Here is a 12,236-nt window from a genome sequence, read left to right as displayed (position 1 = left end):
GCGTTGCCGCCGATGGGCGACGCGACCACCCCGACATCGCCACAGCAACCCAAACCCATCGGACGCCGACCCGGCTCGGTCGACACCCGCGGCCACATCGCCACCATCGCCCGACGCCACTTCGGAGAACGCGGCTACGACAACGCCACCCTGCGAGCGATCGCCGCCGACGCCGACGTCGACCCCGCCCTCATCACCCACTACTTCGGCACCAAACGCCAACTCTTCGCCGAAGTCGTCGAGCCGCCCGTCGACCCCGACACCATCATCACGGCGCTCGCCGAGGTGCCACCGGATGAGCTCGGTGAACGCCTCGCCGAACTCGTCGTCGGACTCCTCGACGACCCCACCTACGGGGCCACCTTCACCGCGCTGCTCCGCACCGCCGCCAACAACCCAGACATCGCCGTCATGCTCGGCGACCGCATCAAACACAGCATCCTGCTCCCACTCGCCGAACAACTCGACACCGACCGCCCCCAGCTCCGAGCCACCCTCACCGCCACCCAAACCCTCGGCCTCGTCGTCGCCCACCAGATCATCCAACTCGACACCCTCACCCACATCGACCGCCGAGAACTGATCGCCCTCGTCGCCCCCACCCTCCAGCGCTACCTCACCGGACCGCTCTGACCTGCCCCCGGTACGTGAGCGCGATATCGGGCGGCTTCGGCCCCGACAACGCTCCGCGGTCGTGCCGTTCTACTCGCGGCAACCGTCAGCGTCCTGTGCACGATATGGGCGCCCGTCGTTGCGCAACCGACACCCGATCAGATCCCGAGATCAGTCCCCGCCGTACATCGGAGGCGCCGCCGAGTCCGCAGCCCGAACCGCCTCACGAAGCCACTCCGCGATGCCTGCGGCCTCATCTGGGTTGAGAAGCACCGTTGCAGCCACGCCTCCGTCGACAACGTTGAAGTGACCATCGGACACGACCACGGTGAGCATGACGGCCGACCGCTGCTCGCCGCCGACGCCGAATGTCGCCGCTCGGACCCCGACGCGCATCCCGCTCATCGTGTCGTCGGTCTTGTCCATCAACGTTGTCGGCTCCACGTGCTCAGGTTGCCCGATGCAAGCCGCAGTGACAACGGTCCTCGTGTCATCGGTCGCCGCATCAGGTGCGCATATCGCCAGCGAATGGCGAGGCTCGGAGCAGCGCGCGATCCGGCACACCGAGCGCTATCCCGGTGGCCGCCGTCAGTGATCGCGTTGCGGGCGTCGCCGGTGACACGTACCGCTCCGCGGACGTGCCGTTGAAGGCGGCTGCCGTCAGCCGGCAGCGCCGCGATTGCGAGCGGTCAAGAGCGCAATGACGACGATGGCCAGCAAGGCAACCACCACATAGGTCGTGACAGCCCACGCCGGGCTGACGGTTGCAGCAAGAACGAGGACTGACGTGATCAGACTGGATGCCGCTCCTGCTCCGAACGCAGTGCGGCGGACCGCAGATCCGTTGTGCCGAGTCACCAGCCAGACGGAACTCCAGACGGCAAGCTGGAAGAGCGTGGCGGACAACCCGATCAGGATCACCGTCCCACCGTGCTCGCCGGAGTCCCAGCCCACGACGGTCAGGTAGACCACCGGGAGCAGTATCGCTCCCCAGCCGAGCACCAGCCAGACGCGACCGGCGGTCGCTATCGGAGTGGCGATCGTCTGGCTGTTCACAGGCACATCGTCCCAGATCTCGCAGACGGAAGCACCTGCTCAGTATCGGCACCCTTGTCCGCGCTGCTCCGCCCGCTCAGGAACCGGCAGGTGGGGCGTTTCGTCGTGCGCTCATCGACCGCGAAGAGCGGTCGCTGGACGGGGGATTTCGTAGTACAGTATTCATGTGTGGACATCCACTCCTCGGCCCGACGCCATGGCATCGCCGACGCCGACATGCTCCACGCCGTCGATCACTCGCTCGTGGTCGACGATCTCGGTGACGATCCCGACCGTTGGCTCGTCATGGGACCGGACCGAGCCGCCAACCTGCTCGAGCTCGTGGTGCTCATCACGACCGAGGGCGACGAGCTGATCATCCACGCCATGCCGCTGCGACCCGTCTACCGAAAGCTCCTCGAGCCATGACCAAGCGAACCTACGGACACACCAAGTCGGGCCGCCCCGTCGACGACGAAGTCATCGAGCAACTCGCACGCGAGGCCGAGGACGGCTACGACGTCAACGAGATCGTCAGCCGTCGAGGCAAGCGAGGCCGACCGCGACTCGGCGCCGCGCCGTCAACCGTCGAGTCCGTCCGTCTCGACCCCGAACTCAAAGAGCGGCTCGCACGCCGCGCAGAAGCAGACGGCGTTGCGGTGTCCGAAGTGATCCGAGAGGCGCTTCGACACCACCTCGAAGCCAGCTGAGCATGGCCCCACCATCAGGCCGACGAGCGCATATCAACACGGCGCGTAACCGCTGGCGCCAGCGCGCTATCCGGCACTATGAGCACACGTCGGCTGTCAGCGATCCGCCCATATCGCTCACACCGACCTGCTGCTGCTCGACGAGCTCGGCTCGACCGGCAAACGGTCCGCCTTGCACGACGTGACTCGGTCTGATGGTGGCGGTTGTCACGTTCGGGCGGGAACCGATCGGGGAACTGGTGCGTCCAATGCACATGAGCCCGACCGACGGGCTCCGAGCAACAGGACACCATCCCGATGAGCGCCACCCCAGCACCATCCCCGTTCGACACCGACCAACCGTTGACCTATTCCCTCGATCGACGTGGGCCGAACGACCCACGGATCGGCTCGATCCACGTGCTCCTCGCCGTCTTGACGTCGGCCCTCCTCGCGGCCGCCTACGTCGTCCTCTGACCGGCCCGTTCGGCCGGGACACGTCCTCAGCCGACGTCGATGACGGCGGGCTTGTCGCCGCTCGTGACGAAAGCCAATTCCTGCACGGCTCGCGTCATCGCCACGTACAGCAGGCGTGCCCCTCTCGTCGCCGGCGTGGCGTCGAGGATCGTGTGCGGTTCCGCCACGACCACTCCGTCGAACTCGAGCCCCTTGACCGCTTCGGCCGTGAAGATCGGGACGTCGTCGTGACCCAATTCGTGCACATGATCGACGGCCACCAAGCCGACCTCCGCGAGCGCCGCACCGATCGAGTCGTGGAGCTCGACGGGCGCCACCAGACCGGTGAGACGGTGCCTGTGCTTCACATCGCGCACCGTGGCGGCAACTGCTGACGGCAACTCATCCGGCGACGTATGACGCCAGGACGGCGCCTCGCCGTCGACGCGCACCGATCGACTCGGCGTCGCATCGACGCCGGTCAGCGGCAACAGCCGATTCGCCACCGTCAGGATCGGCTCGGGAACGCGATACCCGATCGTGAGATCGGCGATCGTGCCGTCGACCCCGGCACCCGAGCGACCCGAACCGAGATGGGCGAACACGTCGGCCCACCGTTCCTGACCGGCGGGCGTGGTCGACTGGGCGACGTCACCGACGAGCGTCAGCGACCCGGCGGGCGACCGTCGCCCGATCACCCGCAGCGCAACGGCCGACTGATCCTGCGCCTCGTCGACCACGACGTGTGCGTACGTGAACGGGGTGCCGTTGAGCAGGGTGTTCGCCTCGTCGACCAGGAACTGATCAGCCGGCGTCCACGCCCGCTTCTTTCCACGAGGGCCGTCGAGGTACTGGTCGACGAGCTTGACCGGTTTCTGGGTCGGCCAGCACTTGTTCAGCGCCGTCTTCAGCGGACCCGCCTCACGCCAGCGATCGTCGCCGTTGCAGCGCCGCCGCAGCTCCTGCTGTGCGAGCACCCGCAGGCGTTCGCGACGCTGGTTGATCGGCACGATGCCGTCCTTGGCGGTCTCGATCCACTCGGCGATCAGCGACGCCTCGAAGGTGAACTTGCGGGCACCCAGCGGCACGACCACATCGTCGTCGGGCGGCTGGATCGCTGCGAGGGCTCGCTCCTCGATCTCGGCGAGGCGTTCGGCCGACCCCTTCCACCGAGCCGCCTCGGGCTCGTCGATGCCGGTCACCTCGACCTTCGGGATGCAGAGGTCGAGCGCCGTGCACTGCCGCACCGCCTTCTCACCGAGTGACGGCAACACGTTGGAGATGTAGTCGAGGAACGCCTGGTTCGGCCCCACGACCAACACACCGTCGCGGGCGAGTCGGGCGCGGTGCTCGAACAGCAGGAACGCGGCGCGGTGCAGCGCCACAGCGGTCTTGCCCGTGCCGGGACCACCCTGCACGATCAGCGCTTGATCGATGTCGGCACGGATCACGATGTCCTGCTCGCCCTGGATCGTGGCGACGATCTCGCGCATCGCACCGGACCGTTCGGCTCCGATCTCCGCGAGGACCGGGTCGGGGATGCCGGCGGCGACCGAGCCGTCGGCGTCGGGGTCGTCGAGATGCTCGTCGAGGTAGGCGGTCATCTCGCCCTCGGACAGCGTGAAGCGGCGTCGGAACGTGACGCCCAACGGATCGATGGCGGTCGCGCGGTAGAAGGGCGCCGAGATCGGAGCCCGCCAGTCGACGACCACCGGGTCGCCGCGTTCGTCCTCGATGTGGCGACGGCCGATGTACCACTCCTCCGACTCACCGGTCGTGGGCGACGGCTCGTCGATCCGGCCGAAGAAGTCGCCGGCGCCCGGCGAACGCAGCGAGTCGAGCGCCTCCCACACCGTCATCTCGATGTACTCCGACGTGATCTCGTCGGCCGCGCTCGATGGATCGACGGTTCCGAGACGGTCGATCATGGAGTCGCGGCAGGCGCGCGCACGGGTCAGCCGGGCGCGCTCGAACTCGAGTTCGGGGAAGGATTCCGTCGACACAGGGCATGCCACGCTAGCGGAGCCCGACGCTCGTCCCGAGTCCGTTTCGTCGGCGCCGAGCGTCAGCGGGCAGGATGCTGGGCGTGAAGATCGACGATTTGTTCTCCGTGTCCGGCAAGATCGTCCTCGTGACCGGTGGGTCGCGCGGCATCGGCGAGATGATCGCCGCGGGCTTCCTCGCCAACGGCGCCAAGGTGTACATCAGCTCACGCAAGGCAGACGCCTGCGACGCCACGGCGAAGCGACTCATGGAGACGTACGGCGGCGAGTGCGTTCCGATCGCAGCCGACCTGTCCGGGCTCGAGGGGGCGACGGCGCTCGCCGACGAGCTGAAGCAGCGCGAGACCAAGCTCGATGTGCTGATCAACAACGCCGGTCAGGCCTGGGGCGCGCCGTTCGAGGAGTTCCCCGAGAAGGGCTGGGACCGAGTCCTCAACGTGAACGTCAAGGGCCCGTTCTTCGTCATCCAGCAGCTGATGCCGCTCCTCGAAGCCGCAGCGTCGGCCGACGACCCGGCCCGCATCATCAACATCGGTTCGATCGACGGGCTTCGTCCGCCCAAGCTGCAGACCTACTCGTACAGCCCGTCGAAGGCGGCGATTCACGCCATGACTCGTCAGCTCGCCGCCGAGTTCGCACCCCGCAACGTCATCGTCAACGCGATCGCTCCCGGCCCGTTCCCGACGTGGATGCTCTCCACCGGCGTCGGTGGCGGTGGCGACGTCGACAACACCGACTGGGACTCGCTGGCGCTGACGAACCCTCGTGGTCGCGTCGGCACCCCCGAAGACATCGCGGGCCTGTCGATCTTCCTCGCCAGCCGCGCCGGGGCATACACGGTCGGCGAGATCATCACCTGCGACGGCGGCGTCGTCGTCGGCTGATCGGCCGACCCGCCGGCGCACGATCGCACCGGCGGGCAGGCAGACTGTCGTGCCATGTGGGCACCACCCCTCGCCGATGCGCCGCTGCGCATCCGCGGGCTGACCAAGTGGTTCGGTGACAAACAGGCGCTCGACGAGTTGTCGCTCGACGTGCCCGCCGGGAGCTGCTTCGGCCTCGTCGGTCCGAACGGCAGCGGCAAGTCGACGACCGTCCGGTCGATCGTCGGCCTGGTCCGCCCCGACGGCGGTTCGATCGAGGTGTGTGGACACGACGTCGGCACCGACACACAGGGGGCTCGCGCCGCGACCGGCGTCGTGCTCGACCCGCTCCAACTCTTCGAGCGACTGACGGCCCGCGAGTTCGTCCGCACGATGGGTGATCTCCGCGGCCTCGACGACGAGGTGTCGTCCGGGCGCGCCGACCAGTTGTTCGTCGCGCTCCAGCTGATCGACGACGCCGATCGACCGATCTCGGGCTACAGCCACGGCATGCGCAAGAAGACGGCGTTGGCGGCAGCCCTGCTCCACCGCCCTCGCCTGCTGTTGCTGGACGAACCGTTCGAAGGTGTCGACCCCGTCTCGGCTCGCACGATGCGTTCGATGCTCGACCGGTTCCGGTCGGGCGGCGGCACGGTCGTGCTGTCGAGCCATGTCATGGACCTGGTCGAGCGGCTGTGCGACCACATCGGCGTGATCCACCAGGGCAGGGTCGTCGCTACCGGAACGACCGAGGAGCTGCGACGGGGCCGGCGCCTCGAGGACGTCTTCATCGACGTGGTCGGCGCCACCGACTCCGACACCACGTCGCTCGACTGGCTCGGCTGATGCGGTCGACCGCCCGCTCGTTCGCACGGTTGCGGTGGCGGCTGTTCGGCGGCGCGATCCGCCATGGCGGCGCCGAACAGCTCGGTGCGGTGCTGTCGGTCGTCGCGTCGGCGATCGTCGCGCTCGGTGGCGGTCTGGCGCTGCTCGCCGCCGGACGCAGCGACGAGTGGCAGACGCTGGCCGTCCTGATCTGCTTCACCGCGGTGCTGGCGATCCTCGCCATGGGCATCGTCGCCGGGGTGTCGCAGCCGATCGATCCGCGTGTGGTCGCAACCGAGCCGCTCTCCGACCGCAACCGCGCGATCGGCCTGTTGACCGCGGCCGCCGTCGGTCCGCCCGGCCTGGCCGGTGCTGTGCTCGGCCTCGCGCTGGCGGCGGGGATGACGCACCGACCCGAAGCGTTGCCGGCGGTGGCCCTGGCGACACTGTCCTGGCTCGCATCGCTCCTCCTCGTCGCCCGCACCGCGACGAACGGGTTGTCGCTGCTGCTCGTCCGTGCGCCACGGCTCGGCCAGTTCATCGTCGGTTTCGGCGGCCTCGCCTTCTACGGCCTGTTCCAGTTCGTCCCGGCGACGTTCGCCCGCATCGATGCCGACGAGCGCGCCGATCTGGCCGCTGCGCTGCAGTGGACCCCACCCGGCCAGATCGGCGAGGCGATCGCCGTGGCGCAGGAGTCGATCGCCGAGTCGCTCGCGCGCACCGTCGTCGGTTCGCTCTGGTTGATCCTGCTCTGGTGGGGCTTCGTGGTCTCCACCGACCGGCTCGCCGTGGCGATGCGGTCGGGCGGTCAGGCCGTCAGTGCCGACCGCAACGTCATCGCCCGCTGGGCTCATCGCGCGTGCGGGTCCGGTGCCGTCGGCACAGTGGCCTGGCGCAGCCTCCTCACCCGCTTCCGTACACCGCGGACCGCCATCGAGACGATCACCGGCGCGGGAGTCGGGCTCGCCGCCGCACTGTCGCCGGCACTGTTCCGGGACGACCCCGGTGCCGAGGCCGTGCTCGTCGGCGGCGCCGTGCAGCTCGGCGTGCTGTTCATGGCGGGCAACAGTTTCGGCAACGACGGCCCGGCAGTCGCCTACGAGATGCTCGCCGGTGCCGAACCGTCGGTCGCCGCGGCCGGCAAGGCGCGCAGCATCCTGATCGTCGCCGCGCCGCTGGCGGTCATCGGGCCGGTCGCCGCGGCCGCGATCACGGACACCTGGCGATTCCTGCCCGCCGGGCTCGGCGTCGGGGTCGGCGGGCTGCTGGCCGGGGTCGGCGCAGCCGTCGTGCAGTCGTGCCTCGTGCCGATCGCCGTCCCCGAGTCGGACAACCCGTTCGCGAGTGGCGAATCCGGACAGGGAATCCTGGCGGCTGCGCTGCTGGTGCTGGTGCTCGTCGGCTTGACGATCGTGACGGTCCCGATCGGACTGGCCCTCCTCTGGGCGGCCGATCGCGGTCATGCGTACGCCGTCGCCGGTTTGGTCGTGGCGGCGATCGTGCTCGGTGCGGCGGTGTATCGGGGTGGCGTCTGGTTCGCGACCCGCCGGCTGTCCGGACGCGACGAATCGTTCCTCGCGTCCGTCACCCCTGCACGCTGACGGCGGGCACTACGCTGCGGTCCGTGGGCACCGTCATCGCCATCATCGCCGTGGTCGTCGTCGTGGCGATCGTCGTCGGCGTCATGGTGATGCGTCGGCGGACCGCCTCGGCGCCCGCGCCGACACCTGACCCGCCGACGGCGCCGCGCACGCCCCGGCCCGATCCCGCTCCGATGACCGGGCTCGAGGATGCGCTGAACAAGGCGACCGACCGCACCGGCAGCACGATGGCCGATCGGCTCGACGCCGAACAGGACCACGTCGATCAGTTGCGCCAGACCGACGACACCGGCCCCCTCCTCCGTCGAGCCCTCGACAGCGTCGACCGCGGCCAGGACACCCCGGCCGAGGGAGACACGGCACCGGCCGCCGGAGGCGCAGCCGACAGCACCCCGGGCACCGACGAGCCCGACACTCGGCAGCCCTGACACCACACGCCGGGCCGCCGCCCATCGGGCCTGCGGGTTTCTCGGCGGCACCCGTCCGGAAACCCGCACCACCGCCACCGAGAACCCACGCAACGCCAGGCACCCCAAGTTCTCGGCGGCACCCGTCCGGAAACCCGCACCACAGCCACCGAGAACCCACGCAACGCCAGGCACCCCAAGTTCTCGGCGGCTCCCGTCCGGAAACCCGCACCCACCGCCACCGAGAACCCACGCCGCCACCCTCCCCGTCCAGCGCGAACACCGACACCACCTACCAACCGAAGCCCCCACGATCTCGGCGGCACCCGTCCTGAAACCCGCACCACAACCACCGAGAAACCAAGCCGCCACCCTCCCGACCAGCGCGAACACCGACACCACCCACCAACCGAAGCCCCCAACGATCTCGGCGGCTCACGTCCGGAAACCCGCACCACAGCCACCGAGAACCCACGCCGCCACCTGTCGACCAGGCTCGTGACCAGGGGGCCGAGTAGTGTCGGCGGGATGGAGAACGAGTCGACCATCGCCGACGTCACCACCACGAGCACCGAGACCGCCGCCGTTCAGGCGACCGCCGATGAGCAGGTCGTCGAGGAGCAGTTGATCGAGGAGATCTCGATCGACGGCATGTGCGGGGTGTACTGAGCCCGCCGTGCCCACTGTCGCCGCCCACCCGGTCTTGGGGCGTTCGCTCGGCCTGCATCCGCAGGTCGCGTTGCGCCCGGAGCCGTTCGGCGCGCTCGCCTATCACTACGACACGCGTCGCCTGGTGTTCCTGAAGCATCTCGACGTCGTGCGTGTGGTCGAGGCGCTCGACGACCACGACACGGTCGCCGACGCACTGGTGGCGTGCGACATCGATCCTGCCCGTCACGACGCGTTCGCGAAGGCGATTGCGTCCCTGCTCGATTCGGAGATGCTCCGTGACCGCACTGGTTGAGCAACTCAAAGGTGGCCTCGACGCCCCGATCTGTCTCACGTGGGAACTCACGTACGCGTGCAACCTGGAGTGTGTGCACTGCCTGTCGTCGTCGGGTCGTCGTGATCCGCGCGAACTGACCACCGCCGAGGCCAAGGCCGTGCTCGACGAGTTGCACGATCTGCAGGTGTTCTACATCAACATCGGTGGTGGCGAGCCGATGATCCGCCGTGATTTCTTCGAGCTGGTCGAGTACTCGATCGGCAAGGGCATCGGCGTGAAGTTCTCGACCAACGGCGCGTTCATCGACGCTGCCAAGGCGAAGCGACTCACCGAGCTCGATTACCTCGACATCCAGATCAGCCTCGACGGCACCGATGCCGTCACGAACGATGCCGTCCGCGGTGCGGGGTCGTACGCGACGGCGATCGCGGCGATGGACCACCTGCGCGACGCCGGATTCGTCGAACGCAACGGCCCGTTCAAGATCTCGGTCGTGGTGACGCGACACAACGTCGACCAGCTCGACGAGTTCAAAGCACTGGCGGACTCCTACGGCGCCCAGCTGCGCATCACCCGGCTCCGCCCGTCGGGGCGCGGCGCGGATGCGTGGCACGACCTGCATCCCACGAACGCACAGCAGCGTCAGATCTACGAGTGGCTGCTCGCCCACGGCGACAACGTCCTCACCGGCGACTCGTTCTTCCACCTGAACGCGCTCGGCGACGAGAACCTGCCCGGTCTCAACCTCTGCGGTGCGGGTCGTGTGGTGTGTCTGATCGACCCGATCGGTGACGTGTACGCGTGCCCGTTCGTGATCCACGACGAGTTCAAGGCCGGCAACGTCCGCGACACCGGTGGCTTCTCGCAGATCTGGAAGCAGAGCGAGTTGTTCACCGAACTCCGTCAGCCGCAGTCGGCGGGAGCGTGCGCGTCGTGCGGCTCGTACGACGCGTGCCAGGGCGGGTGTATGGCCGCCAAGTTCTTCACCGGGCTCCCGCTCGACGGTCCCGACCCCGAATGCGTCGGCGGCGACGGCGAACTCGCCCTCGCCGGCGTCGGGGCCGGCACCGCACCGCGCCCGATGGCCGACCACTCCAAGCCACCACGACCCGTCCCGGTCGCACTCGGCCGCCGGTAGGCCACCATGTGGTGGCTGTTGATCCCGATCGCCTATCTGGTCGGGACGTTCCCCAGCGCGATGTGGGTCGCGCGAGCGAACGGCGTCGACATCCGACAGGTCGGGTCGGGCAACCCGGGTGCGTCGAACGTGACGCGAGTCCTCGGGTGGAAGCGGGGCATCTGGGTCTTCGTGCTCGACGCCGCCAAGGGCGCCGTCGCGGCTGGTGCCGGTCTGCTGATCGACGGTCGCGTTGCGGGCTACGTCCTCGGCGCCGCGGCGATCGTCGGGCACGTTTTCCCGATCTGGACGAGGTTCCGGGGCGGCAAGGGCGTCGCCACCGGCGCCGGCGTCTTCATCGTGATCTCGCCACTCGTCATCCTTGCGCTCGCCGTGATCTGGCTGGCGGTGTCGAGGTTGACGAAGAAGGCATCACTCGCCTCGATCATCGGGATCGTGCTGCTGCCGGTCGGGGTCGGCGTGGTCCGCCAGGAGTGGTGGGAGGTGTTCGCCACGATCGGGCTGTGCCTGCTCGTGATGGCGCGCCACCTCGGCAACATCCGCCGCCTGATCGGCCGCCGAGAACACGCCCTGACCTGACGAGAGGGGGTCAGTCGAGGATGCCCAGGAGCGGCGTGAGGTCGAGGTCGTCGATCGCCGGGAGTTGCACGTCGACGGCGTCGTGCATCAGGTGCTGCCAGAACTCGTAGCGGAAGAAGTGGCGACCTTCGCGCACCACGTAGTTCAGCAGGAAGAACCGGTACGCCTCCTTGAGGAAGAGCACCTCGGCCTCGGTCAACGGTGCGACCTGGTGGTAGGCGTGCAGGAAGCGCCGGAAGCGGGGTTCGAGCAGGGTGTGCGAGCCATAGGTCCACACCGAGCGATCGCCCGTCGTCGACGAGACGCGCGACAGGAAGTAGAAGTCGAGCAGACGTGACTCGAGACGGAACCAGTCGTAGTCCCACCGGCTGAACATGTGGAAGTCGTCGGTCGATTCACCGAAGCGCACGGAGAAGTTGCCGAGGTTCCAGTCGATCAGGACCGGGATCTTCGGCCACTGGTCGTACCCAGCCTCCAGGATCGCCATGAGGAACCGGTGGGTGTGTCGACGCACCAGATCGATCCGGCTCTGGTCGAGGCCGAACACCTCGCCGGCGTTGCGGGCACCGAGACGCTCGTACAGGTTGACGGCGTCCGACTTGGCGGTCTTCGACGGCGCCGGCAACTGGGGCGCGATCTCGGCGCACGCGTTGTGGAATCGTCCGATCTCCCGGGCGAGCTGCTCGACCTGGCCGTCGGCCAGCTGGCGCGGCAGCGGATCGGCGAGTTCGATCGAGGCGTAGAACGCCACCCACATCTCGCCGTCGTACCAGATGTACGGCCGACCGTCGCGGGTCAGGACGTCGGCCATGAAGTGCTCGAACGGGCCGCCGACGAGCAGCTTGTTGACCTCGTGGAGCCGCTCGTGGTCTTCGGCGAACATGAAGAACGAGCCGTAGTTCGACGACTTCGCGATCACCTGCTCGCCGTCGGTCAGCACGAGCCGGTACACGCGGTTCGTCGACACCATGGCACTGAGCTCTTGGAGTTCGGCGACCTGTCGTCCGTCGTAGTCGTCCCAGGCAGCCTGCACCACGTGGCGGTGGCGGGCATCGATCGCATCCACGCCCCGAGCATCGCAC

At 68.5% G+C, this 12,236-nt stretch carries 16 protein-coding genes; 12 read left to right on the top strand and 4 right to left on the bottom strand.

The window, feature by feature from the left end; all coding sequences use genetic code 11:
• Positions 1–12 precede the first annotated feature (12 nt).
• A complete protein-coding gene (locus BDK89_RS04780; protein ID WP_133867858.1) occupies positions 13–633 on the top strand; it encodes a TetR/AcrR family transcriptional regulator in 621 nt (206 codons plus the stop codon).
• A gap of 150 nt (positions 634–783) precedes the next feature.
• On the opposite strand, the gene BDK89_RS04775 is transcribed toward BDK89_RS04780, so the two are convergent.
• Together BDK89_RS04775 and BDK89_RS04770 are read right to left on the bottom strand one after the other, a co-directional pair.
• Entirely contained in the window at positions 784–1,056 is a 273-nt protein-coding gene (locus tag BDK89_RS04775; RefSeq protein WP_133867857.1) for a hypothetical protein, read from the bottom strand.
• A gap of 216 nt (positions 1,057–1,272) precedes the next feature.
• On the bottom strand, positions 1,273–1,668 hold the full coding sequence (locus tag BDK89_RS04770) for a hypothetical protein (protein ID WP_133867856.1): 396 nt from the start codon (positions 1,666–1,668) through the stop codon (positions 1,273–1,275).
• Between the two features lie 168 nt (positions 1,669–1,836).
• Here BDK89_RS04770 and BDK89_RS04765 point away from each other — a divergent pair, with 168 nt between their 5' ends.
• The 3 genes from BDK89_RS04765 to BDK89_RS21645 all read left to right on the top strand — a co-directional run bounded on the left by BDK89_RS04765 (position 1,837) and on the right by BDK89_RS21645 (position 2,813).
• Positions 1,837–2,076, top strand: coding sequence for a hypothetical protein (locus BDK89_RS04765; protein WP_243839094.1), 240 nt, complete (start codon positions 1,837–1,839; stop codon positions 2,074–2,076).
• Positions 2,073–2,357 carry a ribbon-helix-helix domain-containing protein gene (locus tag BDK89_RS04760; protein ID WP_133867855.1) on the top strand — a complete coding sequence of 95 codons (285 nt, stop codon included), beginning with the start codon at positions 2,073–2,075 and terminating at the stop codon, positions 2,355–2,357. Before BDK89_RS04765 ends, BDK89_RS04760 begins: the two co-directional genes overlap by 4 nt.
• Before the next feature lie 297 nt (positions 2,358–2,654).
• A complete protein-coding gene (locus tag BDK89_RS21645) occupies positions 2,655–2,813 on the top strand; it encodes a hypothetical protein (RefSeq protein WP_166657384.1) in 159 nt (52 codons plus the stop codon).
• A 26-nt stretch (positions 2,814–2,839) separates the two neighbouring features.
• On the opposite strand, the gene BDK89_RS04755 is transcribed toward BDK89_RS21645, so the two are convergent.
• Positions 2,840–4,795: a HelD family protein gene (locus BDK89_RS04755; protein ID WP_133867854.1), complete on the bottom strand. Its 1,956-nt coding sequence runs from the start codon at positions 4,793–4,795 to the stop codon at positions 2,840–2,842.
• A gap of 83 nt (positions 4,796–4,878) precedes the next feature.
• On the opposite strand from BDK89_RS04755, the gene BDK89_RS04750 reads away from it, so the two are divergent.
• From BDK89_RS04750 to plsY, 8 genes are all read left to right on the top strand, one after another.
• Positions 4,879–5,679: an SDR family oxidoreductase gene (locus BDK89_RS04750; protein WP_133867853.1), complete on the top strand. Its 801-nt coding sequence runs from the start codon at positions 4,879–4,881 to the stop codon at positions 5,677–5,679.
• 54 nt (positions 5,680–5,733) lie between these two features.
• Positions 5,734–6,504 (top strand): ABC transporter ATP-binding protein, encoded by a 771-nt coding sequence (locus tag BDK89_RS04745; RefSeq protein WP_133867852.1) that lies wholly within the window; start codon positions 5,734–5,736, stop codon positions 6,502–6,504.
• Complete coding sequence (locus tag BDK89_RS04740) at positions 6,504–8,084, top strand: hypothetical protein (RefSeq protein ID WP_133867851.1); 1,581 nt, start codon at positions 6,504–6,506, stop codon at positions 8,082–8,084. Before BDK89_RS04745 ends, BDK89_RS04740 begins: the two co-directional genes overlap by 1 nt.
• A gap of 23 nt (positions 8,085–8,107) precedes the next feature.
• Positions 8,108–8,512 carry a hypothetical protein gene (locus tag BDK89_RS04735; protein ID WP_133867850.1) on the top strand — a complete coding sequence of 135 codons (405 nt, stop codon included), beginning with the start codon at positions 8,108–8,110 and terminating at the stop codon, positions 8,510–8,512.
• A gap of 507 nt (positions 8,513–9,019) precedes the next feature.
• Positions 9,020–9,160, top strand: coding sequence for a mycofactocin precursor MftA (mftA, locus tag BDK89_RS04730; protein WP_208293966.1), 141 nt, complete (start codon positions 9,020–9,022; stop codon positions 9,158–9,160).
• Positions 9,161–9,167: 7 nt separating this feature from the next.
• Positions 9,168–9,455: a mycofactocin biosynthesis chaperone MftB gene (gene mftB, locus BDK89_RS04725; protein ID WP_133867849.1), complete on the top strand. Its 288-nt coding sequence runs from the start codon at positions 9,168–9,170 to the stop codon at positions 9,453–9,455.
• A complete protein-coding gene (gene mftC / locus BDK89_RS04720; RefSeq protein WP_166657383.1) occupies positions 9,439–10,575 on the top strand; it encodes a mycofactocin radical SAM maturase in 1,137 nt (378 codons plus the stop codon). Before mftB ends, mftC begins: the two co-directional genes overlap by 17 nt.
• A gap of 6 nt (positions 10,576–10,581) precedes the next feature.
• Complete coding sequence (gene plsY / locus BDK89_RS04715; RefSeq protein WP_133867848.1) at positions 10,582–11,154, top strand: glycerol-3-phosphate 1-O-acyltransferase PlsY; 573 nt, start codon at positions 10,582–10,584, stop codon at positions 11,152–11,154.
• 10 nt (positions 11,155–11,164) lie between these two features.
• Here plsY and BDK89_RS04710 read toward each other — a convergent pair whose 3' ends face one another.
• Positions 11,165–12,220, bottom strand: a complete 1,056-nt coding sequence (locus BDK89_RS04710; RefSeq protein ID WP_133867847.1) for an aminoglycoside phosphotransferase/kinase family protein — start codon at positions 12,218–12,220, stop codon at positions 11,165–11,167.
• Between the last annotated feature and the right edge of the window lie 16 nt (positions 12,221–12,236).

This window comes from Ilumatobacter fluminis (assembly GCF_004364865.1).
Taxonomy (GTDB): Bacteria; Actinomycetota; Acidimicrobiia; order Acidimicrobiales; family Ilumatobacteraceae; genus Ilumatobacter; species Ilumatobacter fluminis.
Note: the sequence above shows the minus strand (reverse complement) of the source record. Positions and strands in the feature narration are given on the sequence as shown.